Origin of the sequence: Leptolyngbya sp. CCY15150, from assembly GCF_016888135.1 — a bacterium.
Classification (GTDB): Bacteria; Cyanobacteriota; Cyanobacteriia; order RECH01; family RECH01; genus RECH01.
This window is the reverse complement of sequence record NZ_JACSWB010000240.1, coordinates 26,453-47,564: the sequence shown is the minus strand read 5'-3', so window position 1 is coordinate 47,564 and position 21,112 is coordinate 26,453. Positions and strand designations below refer to the sequence as shown.

The window sequence follows — 21,112 nt, the reverse complement described above, 5'->3', positions numbered from 1 at the left end:
GGTCAATCAAACCCCGTGATGTGGCGGCAGCTCAAGTCATTCGTACCCGTGGGCAACGGGGAATAGAAAATGCCTGTGGAGTCGATGCGGCGGGGGCTGGGGTCACTCAGTCTAGCTGGCTGGCTGTGAAGCAGGAACTCTTTGGGGCGACCCAAGGAATCTCCACCCAATCGCTAGGCGATATGGGTGGAGAGGATGTCAAGCTGGAGAACATAAAGTAGGCATGGAACATAGATAGGGTTATCTAGATGTGTTAGACGTAAATGAGCAGAGCGGGGCGATCGCAGATGAGACAACATAAATCATGGCGTTGGGTGGGCTGCATGGGGGGGCTAGCGCTGGCGTTGGGGAGCGTATGTGTCCATGGTCCAGAAATCTATGCTCAGGATCTGCCCCATGGGCAAATAGCCCAAACATCCAATTTAGGTACAGCAGAGGAACAGTTCAATCTTGGTCTAGAGGCGATTCAGCAAGGGCAGCTTGAGGCAGCGATCGCCGCCTTCCGACAAGCCACGCAGCTCAACCCGTCCATGGCTCCGGCTCACTACAATCTCGGTCTAGCCCTACGCCAACAGGGGCAACTGCAGCCAGCGGCCGATGCGTTTTACAATGCCACAGTGGCCGATCCGCAGTTTGCTCTGGCCTATGCCAATCTTGGCGCAGCGTTGCTGGAGGGCTTTAATTATGATCAAGCCTCCGACTATCTAGACTATGCCATTGCCTTGGATCCGACGATGGGTCTGGCCTACTACAACCTAGGACTAGTGCGGCAACAGCAAGGACGTTGGCCCGAGGCGATCGCCGCCTTTGAACGCACCCTAGAACTCAGCCCCAATGTGCCAGAGCCGCCCTACTATCTGGGCATGAGCTATCTGCAGGAACAGCGGTTAGAGGACGCCATTCAAGCCTTCCAGCAGGCGATCGCCCTCAACCCTAACTACACCGAGGCCCACTACAGCCTGGGCACCATCTATCTACAGCAGGGGCAATTGGAGGCGGCGATCGGGGCCTTTCGGCAAGCCGCGGAGTCCAATTCCAACTATCCCAATGCCTACTACGGAGCCGGTCTAGCGTTTATGCAGCAGGGCAAGTATGCCGATGCTCGCCAGGTGCTGGAATATGCGCGGGATTTGTTTTCTGCCCAAGGCAATCCTGAATGGGCTGCCAATGCTGAACGGTTAATGCAACAGGCCCAGAGTCAGCTCTAGCGATCGCCATGCCCCACCGTCCTATTTACCTCGATGCCCATGCCACCACGCCCTTGGATGAACGGGTGCTGCAGGCCATGCTGCCCTATTTCACCGAGTACTACGGCAATCCCGCCAGTGCCACCCATCAATATGGCTGGGAAGCCGAGGCGGCGGTGGAGCGATCGCGACGGATTCTAGCGGAAGCGATCGGGGCCACACCGGAGGAACTGGTGTTCACAAGCGGCGCAACGGAAGCGAATAATCTAGCCATTAAAGGGGTTGCCGAAGCCTATTTTGCCCAGGGCAAGCATATGGTGACCGTGCAAACCGAGCATCGGGCGGTGCTCGATCCTTGTCAGTATCTCGAAACCTTGGGCTTTGAGATCACCTATCTGCCGGTGCAGCCCGATGGGTTTATTGATCTTGGGCAACTGGCAGCGGCCCTGCGTCCAGATACTCGTCTGGTGTCGGTGATGGCGGCCAATAACGAAATTGGCGTGATTCAGCCCCTAGAAGCAATTGGCCGCCTCTGCCACGATCGCGGCGTCTTGTTCCATACGGATGCGGCCCAAGCGATCGCCAAGATGCCGCTGAATGTGCAAACTATGCAGATTGACCTGCTGTCGATCACCGCCCATAAGGTCTACGGGCCCAAAGGCATTGGAGCGCTCTACGTGCGACGGCGCGATCCCCGAGTGCAGCTTGCTCCCCAGATGCACGGCGGTGGTCATGAACAAGGGCGGCGATCGGGCACCCTCTACCCTCCCCAAATTGTTGGTTTTGCGAAGGCCGTCGAGATTGGTCTAGCTGAGTTGGAGTCGGAAACTCAACGTCTCTGCCATCTACGCGATCGCCTTTGGACATCACTCAGGGATCTGGGGGGAGTTCACTTAAACGGACATCCCACCCAGCGCCTGCCCGGAAATCTGAATATCAGCCTTGAAGGTATGGATGGGCGAGCATTGCTGCGGGGGTTGCAGCCCCACGTGGCGGTGTCCTCTGGGTCAGCCTGCACGGCTGCCAAACCGTCCGCGTCCCACGTCCTCAAAGCCTTGGGGCGATCGGATGCCCTAGCCCAAGCGTCCCTACGTTTTGGTTTAGGACGCTTTACCACCGACGCCGAGATCGATCAGACCATTCAGGTAGCGATCGCCACGATTCAGTCCCTACGAGGGATGGCCGTGGACTAAGCTGGTACTCAGGGTCTACTGAATCCATGGGCGAATCAATAGGTGAATCAATAGGCAAACCGCTCTGCTCAGAAAGAGATGTGTTAAGACTATTGGCAAGGCGTCACTGAAGGTATGTGGGCTAAGCTAGATTTGGAACGGTAGCTGTGGCAAGCCTGTACCCACATTGCTGCTTACCGTCGTACACCACGCTTAAGGAAAGCATAGAGTCATGGGGTTATTTGACCGTGTTAACCGGCTCGTTCGGGCTAACCTAAACGCGGCTGTCAGTTCAGCCGAAGATCCAGAAAAAATCTTGGATCAAGCAATCATTGATATGCAAGAAGACTTGGTGCAAATGCGCCAGGCCGTTGCGGGAGCGATCGCTAGCCAAAAACGCACCCAACAGCAGTACGACAAGTCTCAGTCTGAAGCCAATACCTGGTATCAACGGGCTCAATTGGCGATCCAAAAAGGGGATGAAAATCTGGCTCGCGAAGCCCTCAGTCGCCGTAAGTCGTTAGCGGATGCAGCTGGGTCGCTCAAGACGCAGTTGGATCAACAGCTCACCAATGTTGATCAGCTCAAGCGAAACTTGATTGCCCTAGAAGGCAAGATTTCGGAAGCCAAAACCAAGAAGGATATGCTCAAGGCTCGGGCCAGTGCGGCCAAGGCCAATGAGAAGCTGCAAAGCACGATGAATTCCATGGGCACCAGCGGCGCAATGGCTGCGTTTGAGCGCATGGAAGACAAGGTGATGCAAATGGAAGCTCGTTCCCAGGCGGCCTATGAGCTAGGTAGCAATGATCTAGAAAATCAGTTTGCGGCCTTGGAATCGGGCAGTGATGTGGATGATGAATTGGCAGCCATGAAAGCCCAGCTCACTGGCGCTGCGCCTAGCCAAGGTCAACTACCTGCGGGAACCACGGAGGCTGCTGCTCCCCAAGATCAAGCCGTGGATGCAGAGCTAGAAGCGCTGAAAACGCAACTGGATCAACTCTAAGTCTCTCTAAGTCCGTGCAACTCTAAGTCTGTGTCACGTTAGGTCTTCCATCAACAGCTAACGGGGTTAACATTCCCGCTCGTTGATGGATGGCCACCCTTCTAGATCCTCCGAATAACGGGGGATTTTGAGTATGGAAAGATAGAGCGCCTGTACAGCGCCCGCACTTGCAGGGTAGCCGTGAGGCTACCCTACGTTCCTATGCACAGATTCCTATCTACAGATCTAGGGGATCGTCTCGTTATTCTTCATCGGGATCATCTACAAAACCAATGCCCGAGAGAGGGCGATAGGTGTAGTTGTGGCGCGGTGTTTTTTGGATGTCTTCCTTGATGCCATCGAGGTCGATGTAGCGATCGGCCACGTTGATGAGGCTGTCACTGGTCATCGATCGCAGGCTGACGACTTCCACGCGCACTCCCCGATAGCTGACGGCATCGACGGCGTAGGCCAGATCCCCGTCGCCACTCACCAACACAGCAGTGTCATAGGCTCCCACCAATGCCATCATGTCTACAGCGATTTCCACGTCTAGATTAGCTTTCTTGGAACCATCGGGAAGCTGTACCAGATCCTTGGAGATGACGCGATAGCCATTGCGCCGCATCCACAGCAAAAAGCCCTGCTGCTTTTCATTGGTGCGATCGACACCGGTATAAAAGAAGGAGCGCAGCAGGCGAGACCCGGCGGTCAAGCGGCAAAGGAGCTTCGTATAGTCGATTTCAATGCCCAGTTGCAATGCGGCATAAAACAGGTTGGAGCCATCAATGAAAATCGCTACCCGACCCCTATTTTCTAAAACTTGCTCTGGTGTGAATACAGAGTCTTTCTCAATATGATCAAACATTTGTTATGCCTCGGTTTTTATGAAGAAGAGCAGAGTTGCTCAAGGGTTAATAAAACAGCAGATTAGAAAAACTCACGATCAGGATAGATTCCAACGATGCACGCCCTTAAGACGGGGTAGATAGTTCGGGCACAGCTAGCTGTTGGAAGATGGGCTGGGGCTCTCCGAGGGGTTGTTCGGGAGGGAGGCAGCCCCAAACGGTGTGGAGGGGGAAGGGAGCGATCGCCCCGGCCTCTGGCTGGTTGAAGTCAAGGGTGTAGCCAAGCTGCTGGTAAACGGCATTGCTAATATCAGGAATGATGGGAGATAGAAGATAGGCCGCTAGCCGAGTCGATTCCAAGACACTGTAAATGAGTTCATCAACGTCGGCCTGCTTCCCTGCTTTAAACAATGCCCAAGGAGCTTGATCATCAATCAGCTTGTTGCTAGCACGGGTCAACGACAGGACTAGCTCACAAACGTGACTGAAACTTAGACGGCTGTAGGCTTGGGACACCTGCTCGGCCAGATCGCTCCCCTTGGATTTGAGTGGATGATCGTCAGCGATCGCCCCCACATCAATCCCCGGAACCGCCCCATCACAATACTTCTTAGCCATTTTCAGGGTACGATTCAGCAGATTTCCCATATTTTTGGCAAGATCTGCGTTGAGGACATCGACGAAGCGGGTTTCGCTAAAGTCTCCATCTTTACCAAACTCAATAGCCCGCAAGAAATAGTAACGAACGGCGTCCGCTCCATAACGGGTTACCAAATCAACAGGATCCAGGGTATTGCCTAGGCTTTTACCCATTTTCTGCCCATCTTTGGTGAGAAATCCATGGCCAAACACCTGACCGGATACGGGCACCCCCGCCGACATTTGCATGGCGGGCCAATAGACGGCATGGAAGCGCAGGATATCTTTGCCAATCAGATGGATGTTGATGGGCCACCAGCGCTTCAGGGCATTGTCTAGGGTGGGCTCATCCTCCGGATCCAGCAGGGCGGTGACATACCCCAGGAGGGCATCAAACCAGACGTAAAGGGTATGTCCTGGATCCGTGGGTACTGGAAAGCCCCAGTCTAGGTTGACGCGCGAGACGGAGAAGTCTTGCAGCCCCTGTTCTACAAAGCTCAAAACCTCGTTGCGCCGACTAGTGGGCTGAATAAAGTCAGGGCGATCGCGGTAGAGCTGTTCTAGAGCTGGCTGGTATTTAGACAGCCGAAAGAAATAGTTAGACTCGTCTCGCCATTCGGCTTGGCGATTGGTGTGAATGGGGCAATAGTGATCGTCTAGAAGGTCTCGCTCCTCCTTAAACTCCTCACAGGAGACGCAGTACCATCCTTGCTGCTGCCCCAGGTAGATATCTCCATTATCCCAAACCCGTTGGAAAAATTCCCGCACAATAGCTTCATGGCGAGGCGCAGTGGTGCGGCTGAAGCGATCGTAGTGGATATTCAACTGTTTCCAGAGCCGGTCAAACCCAGCCGCCACTTGGTCGCAGTGATCCTGGGGCGATCGCCCTGCCGCCTCCGCCGTGCGCTGAATCTTTTGCCCATGTTCATCCGTCCCCGTAATCATTAAAACGGGCCGCCCCTGTAATCGATAAAACCGGGCGATCGCATCCGCCGCCATCGTCGTGTAGGCGCTACCAATGTGAGGCAAATCGTTTACATAATAAAGCGGTGTTGTAATTGAGAAGACTTCTGTATTTGAAAATGTAGAATCCATTGAGTCGTTAGAGTTTTAAAAATACTATCGCACTAGAATTCAATCATACTTGAGGTTCTTATAATTGCGTCTTTAGCCCGATATTTTCCAAGAAAAATGCGGAACGCATTCAGTAAAATCTCTGAATACTCTGATTGATTTAGGGCTTGACCTAGGATGGGTGGCTGTGCAGGACGTCAGGTATCGATAGGAACCCTGAGTCGGTCACCCAAACTCACGGCGCGGGAGATTAAGCCTTTCAGGATGTCGCAGAAAACATTGATATAGAAGACTTAAGACGAGTTACATTGAGCCCAGGGAAGACATCAGAGGGATAAACCAAGGTTGTTTTGCTAGTAGGGTTCTTAAATCTGAATCTCCCTCAATAGCTAGGGGAAGTTCATGGTTTGCCCATGCCATAGAGTAGATTGTCTTGGGTCGATCAAGGGATCTCATAGCCTCAAGACAACCGCTTCAGCAGCATTGAGTAAAGGGTTGGACAGAACAGCAACGGGTCAAGAATTGATGACGTATTTGCACTATGTTTAGTGTGCAGCACAGTTGCAAAAAATCGACAGGTTTTAAGAGTTTCTACAGACATGGACGTCTAGTTTCAGACTGATTAGGGAACCCTATCACTGTCATTGAATAGCCCTATCATTACTATCAACACCATTCGGTATACTCCCGACCAGTCTATCGATCTAGACCATCGATGCCAGAGCTCCCCCGCACCGCCAAGTATCCCCTAGGGTAGGGGTGTGAAATCATACCCATAGCCCGACTGGGATCCAGGCTGCACCACCACGAGCTGTGCCGCGCGGTTGCGATCGCCTGAAGGCAAAAACTGAATTGTCCCAGATGCGCCATTTGCCGAAAAGTTGGGCGTATTAAGCGCTTGATGGATACCTGAGCGCGTTGGGTTTTGGGCCATGGCGGCAATAAAAACCTGAGCTGCATCGTAGGTCATGGCAGACCGCCAGCTCACATCCCCGCCCCAGAGTTGACGGGCCGCTTGGGGAAAGGTGGCCGATGGGTCAGCATCCCGATGCCACGGAGCTGCCACCACCATACCCACAGCATCAGCCTGTCCCGTTTGCAGCAGTTCCGCCGTAAACAAGCTGTCGCCCCCTAGGAGCTGCAAGCGCTGGCGATTGGCGGCGATCACCTGTAGAGCCTGGGGGCGAGTTTGGGTATTGGTGGCCAGCATTAAAACCTGAGTGCCTTGCTGAATGGCTTGCTCCACGGCAGCGTTGGCATCAAACCCCGAGCTGACATCCACTTCAGCGGTAATTTGCCCACCCCCTGAGAACACCGCCGATGTAAAGGCATCTTTGAGCGAACTGCTGTAGTCGCTGCTGGAGTCGTAGACGACCGCCGCCTGCTGCAGATTGTTGTCTAGCATGTAGCGGGCCAAGCTATCGGCGGTGAAGCGATCGCTCTGGACGGTGCGAAATACATAATCGCCTAGTCCTGAAATGCGGACGGAGGTGCTGGTGGGGGAGATCACCGGTAGACTTTGCTGTTGATAGACCTCGCCAGCAGCCAGGGTGGCATCACTGCTGAAGTGACCAATGACGCCGAGAATGTCTGACTCACCCGCTAGGGTTTGGGCAAGTTGGGCCGCCGTGTCTGGGCTATTGCCATCATCCGCGATCACCACTTTGAGGGGCGTGCCCTGAATGCCGCCAGCTTGGTTGACTTCGTTTTGCGCTTGGGCGATCCCCCGCAGCAGTTCTTCTGTGGAATCACTGGCGCTGCTGGCAGGAACGGCGATCGCCACGGTATAGGCAGGGCGATCGGCAATCCGAGCGTTGTTCAGGTAGATCAACGCTTCGGGATCATTGCGGTTGGCGGCTATAGCGGCTTCTAGTTGCTGCACGGCTTCGCTGTAGTTCCCAGCGGCGATCGCTTGAATGCCGGCTTGCTTCTGCGGCGAGGTATTGCTGGAGACCAGCAGGCGATCGCCTTGGCTGAGTTGGCCACCCGTTGGGGAGGATGAACCAGGAGCAGCGGGATCGCTAGAGCCATCGCTAGAGCCAGACGTTGTGCTAGTTGCCGCCGGATCGCCCCCTAGCAACCCAAGATTTCCCACCAGCCAATAGGCACCAAAGCCAATAGCGGCCAGGGTAATAAACAGCGACAGAATTAGGATGGGAGCTTCATTTTTCTGGGACATACGATACCGCCTTGAACGCTTGAACCAATCTCTTACCCTAGCCTAGCCGCTTGTTGGCGATCGCAGACAGAGGAGATGTCTGGATAGCGGTTCGGGATCATGCATCGAGCGTCAAGAGCCGCGGGCTATCGAGATGCAACAAATGCGGCAATGCGATCGAACCCGGTTTTCAGGGTGGCTAGGTCTGTGGCATAGGAGATGCGCACGTGGTCATCGGCACCGAAGGCACCCCCTGGGATCACCGCCACTTGCTGTTCCTCCAGCAACTGATCGCAAAATTCCAGAGACGTTAATCCAGTTTTACTAATATTCAGAAAACTATAGAAAGCACCGTTGGGCGTTGGGCAAGAGAGACCAGGAATGGACGCGATCGCATCCAGCAAAAATCGGCGGCGTTCGGCAAAAGCGCTGACCATCTCCTGCACGCAGTCTTGAGGGCCCTCACAGGCAGCGATCGCTCCATATTGGGCAAAGGTGCAAACATTGGAGGTGCTGTGCCCTTGAATGGTGGCAGCGGTTTTAATCAGCTCAGCCGGCCCAGCCAGAAAGCCAATCCGCCAGCCGGTCATGGCGTAGGCCTTGGCAAAGCCGCTGCTGATGATCGTGCGGCTAAAGGCCGCCGGACTGACCGCGCCAATGCTCAAATGGGTTGCGCCATCGTACAGAATCTTGCTGTAGATTTCATCCGACACCACCCAGATATCATGGTCGTCCACCACCTTGGCTAGGGCGCGAATTTCCTCCGGTGTGTAGACCATGCCGGTAGGATTGGCAGGGGAGTTGAGCACAAACAGCTTCGTGCGCGGCGTGATCGCCTGCTGGAGAGCTTCGGGGGTGATGCGTAGCCCCGTGCTGGTATCTGTGGGAACAATCACCGGCGTGCCACCGGCCAGCTTCACCATTTCTGGATAGCTCACCCAGTAGGGCGCAGGAATAATCACCTCATCCCCTTCTTGGATCATCGCCAGCATCAGGTTGAACAGGGAATGCTTGCCACCGTTGGTGACGATAATATTTTCGGGCCCGTAGCAAAGATCATCATCCTGCTGCAGACGGGCGGCGATCGCTTCCCGAAGTTTGGGTTCACCGGCGGCTGGGCCGTAGCGGGTCTTGCCTTGGTCAAGAGCTTGCTTAGCTGCTTCGCGAATATGAATCGGCGTATCAAAGTCGGGTTCGCCTGCCGTAAAGCTACAGACATCTACCCCATCAGCTTTCATGGCCTTCGCCTTTGCCGTAATGGCTAGGGTCACAGAGGGCTGAACGCTTCCGACTCGTGCTGCAAATTCCATGATGCAAAAAATCCTGTCTCTCTAACCAGCCATTGATGAAGATTCGCGGTGAAAAAGCGCTAGCCCGTCATCAGCCAGCACCCAACTCGCTGAGGCTAAGCGATGAAAAGGCAACTCAGATGACCCTCAAGGCATGTCCCCATAAGTTTTACGATACTACGTCACTAGAGAGACTCTACGGCTAGAGTTTCAGGAGATGTTCATATTTCGCAAGATGTTTCCCACACCGCCAAACGTCCCAGCTAGGGCGTACCTCACCCTGGGTGGAGCTAAAGAGATTCCGAAGTATCGTTGAATTTTCCGCATTTGGGCGTATGTGTAGTGTCAGCAACACGGTTCCAGATGCAGCATCTTGAACACTAGGGCTACTAGGACTAGAACGACTAGGACTAGACATCCTAGAACTACACAGGGAGCATCCCGCTAGACATCTGACATAAGATGCAGTGATGCTAGAAACTCAGCTATCATCATCCACATCCATGCGATCGCTCCACGGGATTACCTTTGCTGATTATTGACTGTTTTTGTTTAACGGCATCTTTTAACTGCATCGTTCATGAATCCAAAGCTTCAATCGCTATTGTCTACCCAGGTTTCTCGGCGTACGGTGCTCAAGCTGGCGGGCGTGAGTACGGTAGGGGGAGCCCTGGGCTACTCTCGGTTTTCTAAGCCCCAGCCTTCTACGTACCAAGAAGATGCGATCGCTCTGCCGACTCACCTCAGCCAGCCTCGACGAGCGGTGGTCGTCGGGGGCGGCTTAGCGGGCTTGGCAGCAGCCTACGAACTCAGCCAACGCGGTGTTGAGGTGACGTTGCTGGAAAAATCACCCCAGTTGGGCGGCAAAATCGCCAGTTGGGATATTGAAGTCGGTGGAGAACCCCTGCGCATGGAGCACGGCTTCCACGGCTTCTTCCCCCAGTACTACAACTTGTGGAGCTTAGTGGATGAGCTAGAAGCCCAAGAGAACTTCACCTCCCTGCCGTTTTACGCCGTCGTCTATAAAGGCGATAAGCAAGCCTATGCGCCAGAACGCTTCCGACCAAGCAGTTCAGCTTTTCCCTGGAACATCGTCGATCTAGCGATCGCCTCCGATAATCGGTTGAACTGGGGGCTGAACCTGCTGAAGTTTTCCCATTGGCAGGTGTTTCGCGAAATTACCGGCTTCCATCCCCAGCGCAGCTATGGCCGCTTGGATAACATGTCGGTGACCGAGTGGGTGAAGAATGACTTTCCCCAAGGTCTCTATGACCTGTACTTTTTACCCTTTGCCAAATCCAGCCTCAATGCCCCGGATGTTTTAAGTGCGGGAGAACTGATGCAGTTTTTCCACTTTTACTTCTTTGGCAATCCCGAGGGGCTAGCCTTTCGCGGCACCCGCCAGGATATGGGTCGCAGCTTAGTCGATCCAATTGTGGCGGCCATTCAGAGCAAGGGCGGCAAGGTGCTCACCGGGGTCTCGGTCACTCAGGTGAACTGGGCCGATAGCCAAGTTGCTTCTGTGGACTATGTGGACGGTAGCGCCACCTCGCCAGCTCCCTTCTGGGTGGCGAAAAATGACGTGATCCCCACCGAAGGTGCAACCCAGTTCTACGGCGCAGGCGATCGCGTCTATGCTACCCAAAACCACACCGAAGCCCTATCCCTCACCTGCACCCATCAAGGCTGTACCGTTCAGCCCGCCGCCAACGGCGAATTTCACTGCCCCTGCCATGGCGCTGTCTACGATGCCCAAGGGCGCGTGGTCAGCGGCCCTGCCCGCCGTGATCTAGACCGCTATCAGGTGGTACAAACCGAGGGCGATCGCATCCAGCTCGCCAGCGCGGATCCAACCCCCAGCCTGGCCCAAACTCTAGATGCCGACTACTTTGTCTTCGCCACCGACGTGCCCGGCGTTCGCTACCTGCTGGATCAATCCCAGGGAGACGTTCATCCCCAGATCCAAGAGCAAATTGGTCAGTTAGCGATCGCTGATCCCTTTGCTGTAGCCAGATTCTGGTTTGACCAAGACTTTGACTGGGAGTTCAGCGACTTCACCTCCCTGTCAGGCTATCGCCTCACCGATAGCATCACCCTCTACCATCGCATTCAGGACGACTATATCGAGTGGGCTAAGAAAAGCGGCGGCAGCGTTGTGGAACTCCATGCCTACTGCTACAAAGAGCGGGACTTTCCCACCCAGCAAGCCATCCTGACCACCTTTGAGGAAGAACTTTACGACATTGTTCCAGCCCTCAAGGATGCTTCTATGCTGCATCGAGAACTGGTCAACCAGAAAAACTTCTCCGGCTTCCCCCCCGGCAGCTACCCCAACCGTCCCGAAACCCAGTCTCTGGCTCCCAACCTCCTCTTCGCTGGCGACTGGGTGAAAATGCCCTTCCCCTGCGGCTTGATGGAGCGGGCGGTGAGTAGCGGTCTGCTGGCAGCCAATGCGGTTCTACACCAAGAGGGTCTACAGCGTCGCACCTTACTCACGGTGCGTCCTCAAGGCGTATTTTCCATCCTCGCTTAACGCTGGTTCATAAGCAAACCTGGGAGAACGACTCACGTCTCTCAGGTCAAGGCATCAGGGGAAATGTCGAGGTGTTGCGTATTCCCCTAGTCGTCCCGCCAGATCCTGAACCTCCTCCTCAGTTCTCCCCAATCCTAAGGACTTGATGAGCCATCCCCTTTCCATTGCATTTGGTACTCACTGCGATGACCCAAACCTTTAGCGATCCTGTCGAATCTCCTGCCTCTCAGCCAGGATCCTTTGATGTGCGCCAAGCTGGCATCAACCCCAACCATTGGTACGTTGCGGCGCGCAGTGACGAGGTGACGACTACGCCCCGGGGGGTGACGATCTGGGGAGAGGCGATCGCTCTTTATCGAGACAGTCACGGCCAGGTGCAGGCGTTAGCCGATCGCTGCCCCCATCGCTTTGTCAAACTCAGTGAGGGGCAGGTGGTGGGCGATGACTTGGAATGCGCCTACCATGGCTGGCGGATTGCTGGCGATGGACATTGTACAGCGGTGCCCTACCTAGCCGAGGATCAGCGGCTGCCCTCCTGTCGGGTACGGCTCTACCCGGTGCGAGAGCAGGATGGCTTTATCTGGGTCTTTCCAGGGGATGCGGCCCTAGCCGAGCAGGTGAATCCCCTCAGCATTCCCGAGTGGGAGCATCTCAACTACATCGCCACCGTCTCGATCATCGACTGTCAAGCCCACTATTCCTACCTGATCGAAAACCTCATGGACATGTACCACGGGCATCTCCATGCTGATTATCAAGCCTGGACAGAGGCGAAACTGCAGGCTTTAGAGGAAACAAGCGATCGCGTCGATGTTCACTACGAAGCCCAAAGCTACTACCGCATTGATAAGATCTGGTCGATTTCCCAACTCTTCTTTCCCAGCCTGCGGCGATTACACCCCGAGCCCTTAGACGTCAGCTATGTGTATCCCAACTGGGTTTCGACCCTAGGGCAAGACTTCAAAATCTACTGCCTCTTTTGTCCCATCGGCCCTACCCAGACCCGCGCTTACCTGATTCACTTCACCTCCCTCCAAGCCTTCTCGCGACTGCATAAACTGCCGATCGCCTTCCGCCGATTTTTGAAACAGCGTCTCTTTGGTGCAGCTCAATCGCTTCTAGATGGCTTAGTGCGCCAAGATGTGGTGATGATTGAGCAAGAGCAGCAGGCCTATCTGGCCACCCCCCAGGCTCGCCCCCATGAACTAAACCGTGCCTTGGTGAGCGTGCAGCGCCTGATTCGGGAGCAACATCAGCGATCGCTCAAGATACCCTAGGCTTCGGTACTTCCCTGGCCAAGAGCTTGGCGAATCGCCTGCTGTACCTGCTCCATGGATTGGTTGCCATCAATCTTCAGCAGCCGTTTGCGGTAGCCGTAGTAGTCCAAAATGGGCACCGTCCGTTCTTGGATTAATTCCAGGCGACGATGCACCACATCCGGCTGATCATCCGATCGCGATCGCTCCAACGATCGCTCCACCAACACCGCATTGGGCACCTCTAACCAGATGGCCCAGTCAATGCGCTGCTCTAAGGAGTCCAGCAAAAAGTCTAGTTCCTCCGCCTGAAACGCCGTCAGGGGATAGCCGTCCAGCAACCACCCCTGCTGACTATCGGGCTGCTGCAATCGCTGACGAATCAGCTCAATCATGATCTTATCGGGAACAAATTCGCCCTGTGCCACATAAGCCTGCACCTGTTTCCCCAAGTCACTATGGGCAGCGATCGCCTCCCGCAAAATCGTCCCCGTAGAAATATGGGGAATGCTTAAAAATTGGCATAGCTGACTGGCCTGCGTGCCCTTGCCGGCTCCGGGCCCACCCAGAATAATTAATTTCACACTGACTCCTACGCCCTTATAAACGGACACCACCATAGCCCCTGACCGAGGCCCTCTTGCCTAGGGTAGCGCTAAGGGCGATCGCGGGTCGAGAGGAGATGTCCCTACCGATACCTACCGATACCTACCGATACTTATCGATATCTACCTCTATCCAGCGTCACCGATACCTACCGATACCTACCGATACTTATCGATATCTACCTCTATCCAGCGTCAACCGTTTCTATCGGGATTCTAGACTGGCCTGAAACCCATAGCTGGTTAGTAGATCCACTAACTCTTGCGCATTGGCGCGATCGCTGAACGCCCCGGCCTGCATCATCGTCTGTCCATTGACCACCGTGGAAAATGCGCCCGGCACCAACGACTGAATGCGGGTGCGGGTCGTCGCCTGGCTGGTCTCCACAAGAACCCGGTATTGGGCCATCGATCGACTAGATGACGCAACCGCATAGGATGTACCGCCAGAGACAGGCACCCGCGCCAGACCACCCACGTTGCCAACAGGGATCTCCATGCTAGGAACGGGTAACACATCCGGCGATCGCGTTGGCGCAGCAGCTTGGCTAGGGACGGTTGTCTGCACAGGTGGCGGCGACACCGGAATTTCAATGGGGGTTTGCTGAGCCCCTGAGTCTAGCAATCCTGGAGAAATCGTCCAACTAGGCTCTTGACGGCTCACCAAGCTGGAAACGGCTGACCCTGACTGCGGCAGGATCACCGGAATCTCAACCGCATTCTCGGCAGGCTCCTCTAGCTGGTAGCCAATGGTCGAGCCCTGGTTCAGAATGCCATTGAGCTGAATGGAAGGGGTATCCCATGGGGAACGTCCTGCTGGCGGAGATTGCACGGGAATGGGGATCTCTGGTGCAGCCGTGGGTCTAGCTGAAGTGGCCACAGGAGGAATGGCGGTGGCAATGGAATGATTAGGCTCCACGCGGGGCAGGGGAGAGGTTGTTTCCACAGGACGGGCAGCGGGCGGCGCTGGCTGCACAGGCACCGATGGCATGGGTGATGCCGGTGATGCCTGGGCCGTTTGACTGGCTGCTTGATTTGCCGTTTGACTGGCTGGATCTGCCGCTGGGGTCGGATCAGCAGTCCTAGTCGCTGCCACCATGCGGTTATTTTGCAGGGTGGGCTGGCTGGATTGGGCGACGTGCAGCGATTGGGCCGGCGATAGGCTGTTGTTCATCAAAAGCGGCGTTCCATCGGCCACCCAAACGCTATAGCCATCAGCCTGAGGCTGGGTCACACTCACCCCCACCAAGGCGGCCTGCCCCGACAACATGACGGTAGCCGACCCTTGGGCCGATCCTTGAATGACAATGCCCTGACCATAGAGCCCGGGATTGCCTTGCAGCGTGATCTGGCGATCGACTTCTAGGGGAAAGGTTTCACCACTGTCGGCGCTGTAGACCCCCGGCGCGAGCATAATCACGCTATTGGGTTCAGCCAATTCCAGAGCGCGGGTGATTGTCCGCAGGGGCGATCGCCCGCTACTACCATCCTGGCTATCCTGCCCCAGACGAGGATCCACGAAGAGAAGATGGGTGCTGGCGGAGGATGAAGCTTGCGCTAGGGTCGCAGGGGCAGTTTCCGGCAAGGGTTGAGCGATCGCCCCCCCAGACCCCAAAAGTCCAGCCGCGATTGGCAGGAGAGCCCAGCTAAGATGCTGCAGGATCGGTCGTCGGGGGCGAGGTGAGGCAGTGGAGCAACGGCGCAAACGAGTAGACAACATAGCAGTTCTAGGAGCAACAGAACGATGACACCAAAGGATGCACAATTGTAGTAGCGCTCGGCAAGAATGGCACCTGGTTGATCAGCGAACTAGTATTGCAAGACAGAAGAACGAAGATAGAAGAACGAAAAGAGATGTCAGGACGCACAAGGGTTTCCGCTTGAGTCAATAGGCGGTTTACTTCTCAGAGGACTAGCCATACTAAATAATCCCCAGCGGCTGAAAGCAACTGGGGATTTTCTGTCGGTCGATGGTAACTCGCTAAGAACCTGGATAACTGACCAATTGTGTTCCGTAGGCTGGGTCGAGCAATGGAAAAGCCAGCACCAGCTCAGAGTCCGTTGGGTTACGCTGACGCTGACTCAACCTAGGTGAGAATCAGGATGACAGAAGTTTTGTCGATCAATCAGGCTAAGACAAGCTAAGAACTAATAGGACTATTGCCCAATACCATACCCTGGGGTGCCGACTGCTGCTCTGGATCCGTGGCCCAAACCGCATAGTCTGACAATAATTGATGCATCAAACGCTGCTTGATCGTCAGCAAAACGCTTTGCAGCAGTCCATTACCGGTGGCTTCCAGAATAGGGCGCGGCGTTAGCCAAAGCGGCGGTGGTAGATCGACGCCAACGGCAAGATCTGCTTGCCCCACCAAGTGGGGTTTGTCATCATGGATCTGGGGGCGGAGTTTGCCCAGTAAATCTAAGCTAAACCGCTGGTTGATATAGTCATTGCCGCGAATTTCACACCCCACCGATCGCAGGTGAATGGTGCCATCTGAACTACCCCACAGACGCAAATCCACTGTGGGCTGCACGCTAATCATCATGAAACTGAGCGATCGCATCTTGAGACGAAAGACTTCTGGGCTCAGTTGTTCCGTGCGCTTAGGATCCACCAAGGCCCGAATTAAGCGCTGGGGCTGGCGGAGATAGTGCTGGATGGGTACCGATTGCTCAGGGACAGCCAAGCAGACCGATTGGGAGGCGTTAAATTGAACATTCATAGCAAACCATGCGATCAACCGAGCGAGACCACCAGGGGACAGATTAAAATCTATCGGCGGACGTTCTTCATTAAACTTAACAACTTTCTCAGGGTTTGAACTGAGGAGTCGCTGAGTTTTGCTGAAAAGCCGTGAAGAATTGACGGCTGTCCTTTAGCATCTAATGAAATATACCGATAATCGCTAGGTTGTTCATCATTCTTTATGCAGATTCTTGAAGTTAGCTCTGCAGTTGCTCAGGCTTCCCCATACGTTTGCTGAGGGCGATCGCCACCGAACCACCCACCACCAGCAGGGCTCCCACAAAGCCCAGGGCGCTAATATGTTCTGGCGCTATCAATCCCGGAAACCAGCGCGCCGCCACCTGCATGGAAGCGATCGTCACCAGGGGCGTCAGAGAAATAATGGCGCTGACCCGCGAGGCTTCTAGGTGTTCCAAGGATTCGCTAAAGGCACCATAGGCTAGGAGGGTGTTGATGCCGCAGAAGATCAACATGCCCCATTGAAACAGCGACAGCTCTAGCAGATCCGGTAATTGGGACAGGGGTAAAAACAGCAGGGCACAGCCGCCGTAGATCACCAGCATGATAGCGGGGGAGGGAAGCACCCTCAACAGTTGCTTTTGGGCCAACGCGTAGATCGTCCATGTAAGACAGGCTAAGACCGTTAGGCCGTTCCCCAAGAGATAGGTAGCAGTAGACTGCAGCAGCACCTGTAGTTGCTCATGGAAAAACAGCGCCAGCCCCAAGGTCATCACGCCCAGACCCGTCCACTGCAGGCGACTGTAGCGTTCCTTAAAAATCACGAGGGCAGCAAGACCAAAGGTGACCGGCGCAAGCTGCATCAAAACTTCCACATTGGTGGGAGATGTGAGTTTCAAACCCATCAGGAACAGTAAATAGTTCAGCCCTAAAAACACAATGGCGATCGCCATCAGCTTAAAGGAGGCACTGCGAAGCTGTTTGCCTTGGGGAAATTGTCCCTGCTGTTTGAGATAGAAAGCCAGGACGCTGAAGGCGATCACAAATCGTACACAGGTGATCGTGTATACGTCTAAAACATTCAGCACAACGGCTAGGGCAATGGGCAGAATTCCCCATAGCAGCATAGTCGTGGCAGCGAGGATCATCCCATACTGCCACCGTCCAGAGGTTTGATGTAGCGTCATGGATGGTTAGGAAGGGAGCGATCGCTCCGAGGGAGATGGCTCTGAGGTGGCGTCGTTGAGAGACCAGTGAAAATCAATGTCAATGTGAGCGCGTTGGCAGCTTTCTTCTAGATGTCGCTGCTGACTACGGGCTTTGCGTAGGGTAATGATCAGTTCATTCAACTGTTCTCGCAACTGGGGCTGATTGCCAACCGCGTGGGAGGTTTGGCGCTCTAGCAATTGCAGCAGTAGTTCATAGTGAATATGAGAGGGTAGGGGGATGCGATCCATAGGGGTAAGCTAATTCAGCCGTAACGATAGTGGAACCAGACTAGGCAGATAGCCCCATGGGGTTAACATGCCCGGTTTTCGGGGTAGAACAGCTAGGACATGGACTGCTGCTGACGCAGACTTAGAAGATCTATCATCGATGGCATCAATGGCGGCCGGGCGATCGCTGCCATCGATGAGCACGGCTAGGGAAGGGTTAGGACAACAGGGAGGCGATCGCTGCCCCAGGATCGTCTTGCCGCATCAAGGATTCTCCCACCAAGATGGCATTCACCCCTGCCTGGGTCACCGTTTGCACATCAGCGACGGTGTGAATACCCGACTCACTCACCACGATAATATCGCGCTCTTGCAGGGTCTGCCGCCGCTCCGCCATGATTTGACAGGTGGTTTGCAGGTCAACATGAAAGGTTTCGAGGTCGCGATTGTTGATGCCCACCAACTGCACGCCATCGAGCGCCAAAACGCGATCCAGTTCTTCTAGGGTATGCACTTCCACGAGGGCCGTCATGCCAACCGTGCGCACAATCTTCAGGAAGTATTGCAGATCCGCGTCCGACAAAATGGCCGCGATGAGCAGGATCAGATCGGCTCCACAGGTGCGGGCTTTATAGATTTGGTAGGGGTAGATGATGAAGTCTTTGCAGAGCAGGGGAATGTCCACAGCGGCGCGAATGGCTTTGAGGTAGTCAAAGCTGCCTTGGAAAAATTCCTCATCGGTTAACACCGAGATACAGGTTGCGCCGTGCTCAGCGTAGGTCTGGGCGATCGCCACTGGATCGAAATCAGGGCGGATGACGCCTTTGCTGGGCGATGCCTTCTTCACTTCGGCAATCAGGGCCGGAGTAGTGCGACCTTGGCGCAGGGCAGCGAGGGCGTCGAGGGGCGGTGCTGCATCCGGGAGCTGCTTGCGTAGATCGAGTAAGGGAAGGCGATCGCGCAACGCATCCACCTCATTTTCCTTATGCCACACAATTTTTTCGAGGAGATGAAGCGGTTCGGCACCAGGCGCAGCGACCTGATACTGAAGATAGCTAACTTGGATGGCAGGGCTAGGCGGACGGCGACGAATCTGCATGAAGGGTAAAACGGCTGAAAACTCGACAGTGGGTGGACAGGGAGGATGCACAGAGGCACCCCCAATCCTGCTTCCATTATGGGTCGATTTGGTGCGGATTTTCGAGCCCCGCTCCGTTTTCCCTAGATCCAACGCAGTCAATAGGGGCCCGTCCCGATCTAAAATCGCGGGGACTGTCCCTTCCTTCCGTTCTTAGAAAGTCCAGTCAAAATTCATCTGATCGGTGGAGGGCGATGAAGCGATCGCGCCCTAGCCTGGCCATGACAACATGAATCAAATCGTCAGCGAACGCTTCATAATGGATATCCACCGTGATCCATCTTGATAGTTGACGTCCTAGTTCTGCCCATCTGGTGTGAGGTACGTGATGAAACGATCTAGAACTCGATGGCGGCGATCGCTGCTGGTAAAAGCCAAGCATCTTTGGCTGAAATGGCTAGCATGTATGCTGCTGTTGTTCGTGCTGATCAGCGGCCTCCATATCGTCTCCGTCTCTGCCCAGCTTCCGAGTCCTGCGGACTTTACCGATCCGCTACCGATATTTAAGTCCACGTTGGCCCAAGATGAGATCGAAAGTGGTTGGGTGCGGCTGGATGGCCGGCCGCTCTTTCGGGTAGCAGCTCCAACCTCAGAGCTTAGCCAGCGGGTTCAAGACATTCAACGCAACCTAGCTGCCGTCAGTCGGGCCTATCGCGAAAGCGAAACGTCAGAGCTGAACCTAGAGTTGCGGGGATCTGCCGATCTTCCCACCATTTATATCAACGATCGCTACGTGATGACCGTCACTCATCTGGATGCCCAGCTTGAGATGACCACCCCCACGGCCCATGCTGAACGTCTGAGGGATACCATTCCCCGGGCCTTGCGAGAATCGGCCCGGGAGCGACAGTCGTCAGCCTTGGCCGATCAATCCAAATGGGCGATCGCCATCCTCTTGGGCATGTGTGTTTGCAGTTTTGGCATCTCCGTAGCCCAGCATCAGTGGCGATCGCGACGGCGGGCCGCGGCAGCCAATCAGTCTCCCTCCACATCACACATTAGCCAACGCCGCCGGGAGAACCTTAGTGCTATCCAGGTTTTAGCCTTCCAGTTGAGCCAAGCATTGGTGTGGTCAGGAGGAACTCTATTGATCCTGCGGTTATTTCCCCAAACCCGCTGGCTGCAGGTATGGGTTTTGACCCATCTACCCACCTATCTATCCATGCCGCTGATTGCCCTCGGCATCTACATCAGCGTTCGCCTCAGTTTTGTCACCATTGACTGGTTTATCGACACCCTTGTCGATGGTGGATTGCTCACCCCCAACCGCAACCAGCGCTTGCAGCAGCGGGTCTCAACCATTTCTCGGGTGATCAAAGGCGTCACGGTGCTCCTCTTGGTGCTGATCGGCATCTTTATTGTGCTGATTAACTTCGGGGTGGATATTGCCCCCCTAATTGCCGGTGCTGGTTTAATTGGTGTGGCCATTTCCCTAGCCTCCCAAAACCTGATTCGAGATGCGATTAATGGTTTCCTAATCTTGGTGGAAGATCAGTATGCGGTAGGCGACGTGATCGCCGTGGGCACTGTCTTTGGCATGGTGGAAAACATCACCCTGCGCATCACCCAGCTCCGCGATCCGGAAGAGCGCTTGATTACTATTCCCAACAGTGAGGTCAAGGTCGTCTCCAACCTATCCAGCCGCCATTCCCAGGCCGATATCCGCATCCCCGTGGCCTATAGCGCCAATATTGACCAGGCGTTAGATCTTGTGCGGCAGGTGGGAGAAGAGTTGGCCCTAGACGAAGAATGGATGGGCAGGATTTTAGCCAAACCGCTGACCCTAGGGCTGGATGAATTTGGCGATCGCGGCATGGTGATCCGCGTCTGGATTCGTACCCAGCCGTTAGAGCAATGGAATGCGGCCCGGGAATATCGTCGGCGCATTAAAGTAGCCTTCGACCGCGCTAAAATTCCGCTGATGCTATCCCAGCAAGAGCTGTGGCTCCATGATACCGAAGTAGAGATGGCTCCTCCGCCCATGGCCTATCCACCAGCCGACGCGACCCATACGCCCTCAGCCGAATCAACGATCTAAGTTCGGGGTATCGTGGAACAGTAACGTCATCCAACTCACGTTTATCCTCG

At 54.9% G+C, this 21,112-nt stretch carries 16 protein-coding genes and 1 pseudogene; 7 read left to right on the top strand and 10 right to left on the bottom strand.

Annotation, left to right across the window (positions count from 1 at the left end; all coding sequences use genetic code 11):
• The 4 genes and pseudogenes from JUJ53_RS18580 to JUJ53_RS18565 form a co-directional block, all read left to right on the top strand.
• A pseudogene (locus JUJ53_RS18580) lies at positions 1–221 on the top strand (RNA-guided endonuclease TnpB family protein); the annotation flags it as partial.
• A gap of 66 nt (positions 222–287) precedes the next feature.
• A complete protein-coding gene (locus tag JUJ53_RS18575) occupies positions 288–1,208 on the top strand; it encodes a tetratricopeptide repeat protein (RefSeq protein WP_204153529.1) in 921 nt (306 codons plus the stop codon).
• Positions 1,209–1,216: 8 nt separating this feature from the next.
• Positions 1,217–2,380, top strand: coding sequence for an IscS subfamily cysteine desulfurase (locus JUJ53_RS18570; RefSeq protein ID WP_204153528.1), 1,164 nt, complete (start codon positions 1,217–1,219; stop codon positions 2,378–2,380).
• A 211-nt stretch (positions 2,381–2,591) separates the two neighbouring features.
• Positions 2,592–3,362, top strand: a complete 771-nt coding sequence (locus JUJ53_RS18565; protein ID WP_204153527.1) for a PspA/IM30 family protein — start codon at positions 2,592–2,594, stop codon at positions 3,360–3,362.
• Between the two features lie 241 nt (positions 3,363–3,603).
• On the opposite strand, the gene JUJ53_RS18560 is transcribed toward JUJ53_RS18565, so the two are convergent.
• The 4 genes from JUJ53_RS18560 to JUJ53_RS18545 all read right to left on the bottom strand — a co-directional run bounded on the left by JUJ53_RS18560 (position 3,604) and on the right by JUJ53_RS18545 (position 9,370).
• Positions 3,604–4,209, bottom strand: coding sequence for an NYN domain-containing protein (locus tag JUJ53_RS18560; protein ID WP_204153526.1), 606 nt, complete (start codon positions 4,207–4,209; stop codon positions 3,604–3,606).
• Positions 4,210–4,315: 106 nt separating this feature from the next.
• Positions 4,316–5,923, bottom strand: a complete 1,608-nt coding sequence (gene metG, locus JUJ53_RS18555) for a methionine--tRNA ligase (RefSeq protein WP_204153525.1) — start codon at positions 5,921–5,923, stop codon at positions 4,316–4,318.
• A 727-nt stretch (positions 5,924–6,650) separates the two neighbouring features.
• Complete coding sequence (locus JUJ53_RS18550; protein ID WP_204153524.1) at positions 6,651–8,081, bottom strand: ABC transporter substrate-binding protein; 1,431 nt, start codon at positions 8,079–8,081, stop codon at positions 6,651–6,653.
• Positions 8,082–8,206: 125 nt separating this feature from the next.
• The gene (locus JUJ53_RS18545; RefSeq protein ID WP_204153523.1) at positions 8,207–9,370 is read right to left on the bottom strand and encodes a pyridoxal phosphate-dependent aminotransferase; all 1,164 of its coding nucleotides are present in this window, start codon (positions 9,368–9,370) and stop codon (positions 8,207–8,209) included.
• A gap of 559 nt (positions 9,371–9,929) precedes the next feature.
• Between JUJ53_RS18545 and JUJ53_RS18540 the strand changes: the two genes are divergently transcribed.
• Complete coding sequence (locus tag JUJ53_RS18540; RefSeq protein ID WP_204153522.1) at positions 9,930–11,882, top strand: FAD-dependent oxidoreductase; 1,953 nt, start codon at positions 9,930–9,932, stop codon at positions 11,880–11,882.
• 185 nt (positions 11,883–12,067) lie between these two features.
• Positions 12,068–13,159 (top strand): aromatic ring-hydroxylating dioxygenase subunit alpha, encoded by a 1,092-nt coding sequence (locus JUJ53_RS18535; protein ID WP_204153521.1) that lies wholly within the window; start codon positions 12,068–12,070, stop codon positions 13,157–13,159.
• Here the strand turns inward: JUJ53_RS18535 and JUJ53_RS18530 are convergent.
• The 6 genes from JUJ53_RS18530 to trpC form a co-directional block, all read right to left on the bottom strand.
• Positions 13,156–13,722, bottom strand: a complete 567-nt coding sequence (locus JUJ53_RS18530; RefSeq protein ID WP_204153520.1) for an adenylate kinase — start codon at positions 13,720–13,722, stop codon at positions 13,156–13,158. The genes JUJ53_RS18535 and JUJ53_RS18530 overlap by 4 nt on opposite strands.
• A gap of 226 nt (positions 13,723–13,948) precedes the next feature.
• A complete protein-coding gene (locus JUJ53_RS18525) occupies positions 13,949–15,463 on the bottom strand; it encodes a DUF1565 domain-containing protein (protein WP_204153519.1) in 1,515 nt (504 codons plus the stop codon).
• 421 nt (positions 15,464–15,884) lie between these two features.
• Positions 15,885–16,469, bottom strand: coding sequence for a DUF1997 domain-containing protein (locus JUJ53_RS18520; RefSeq protein ID WP_204153518.1), 585 nt, complete (start codon positions 16,467–16,469; stop codon positions 15,885–15,887).
• 220 nt (positions 16,470–16,689) lie between these two features.
• Positions 16,690–17,637 carry a DMT family transporter gene (locus JUJ53_RS18515; protein WP_204153517.1) on the bottom strand — a complete coding sequence of 316 codons (948 nt, stop codon included), beginning with the start codon at positions 17,635–17,637 and terminating at the stop codon, positions 16,690–16,692.
• A 6-nt stretch (positions 17,638–17,643) separates the two neighbouring features.
• A complete protein-coding gene (locus JUJ53_RS18510) occupies positions 17,644–17,907 on the bottom strand; it encodes a DUF5340 domain-containing protein (RefSeq protein WP_204153516.1) in 264 nt (87 codons plus the stop codon).
• A gap of 196 nt (positions 17,908–18,103) precedes the next feature.
• Positions 18,104–18,985, bottom strand: coding sequence for an indole-3-glycerol phosphate synthase TrpC (trpC, locus tag JUJ53_RS18505; protein ID WP_204153534.1), 882 nt, complete (start codon positions 18,983–18,985; stop codon positions 18,104–18,106).
• 367 nt (positions 18,986–19,352) lie between these two features.
• Between trpC and JUJ53_RS18500 the strand changes: the two genes are divergently transcribed.
• The gene (locus tag JUJ53_RS18500) at positions 19,353–21,062 is read left to right on the top strand and encodes a mechanosensitive ion channel family protein (RefSeq protein WP_204153515.1); all 1,710 of its coding nucleotides are present in this window, start codon (positions 19,353–19,355) and stop codon (positions 21,060–21,062) included.
• Positions 21,063–21,112: the final 50 nt, after the last annotated feature.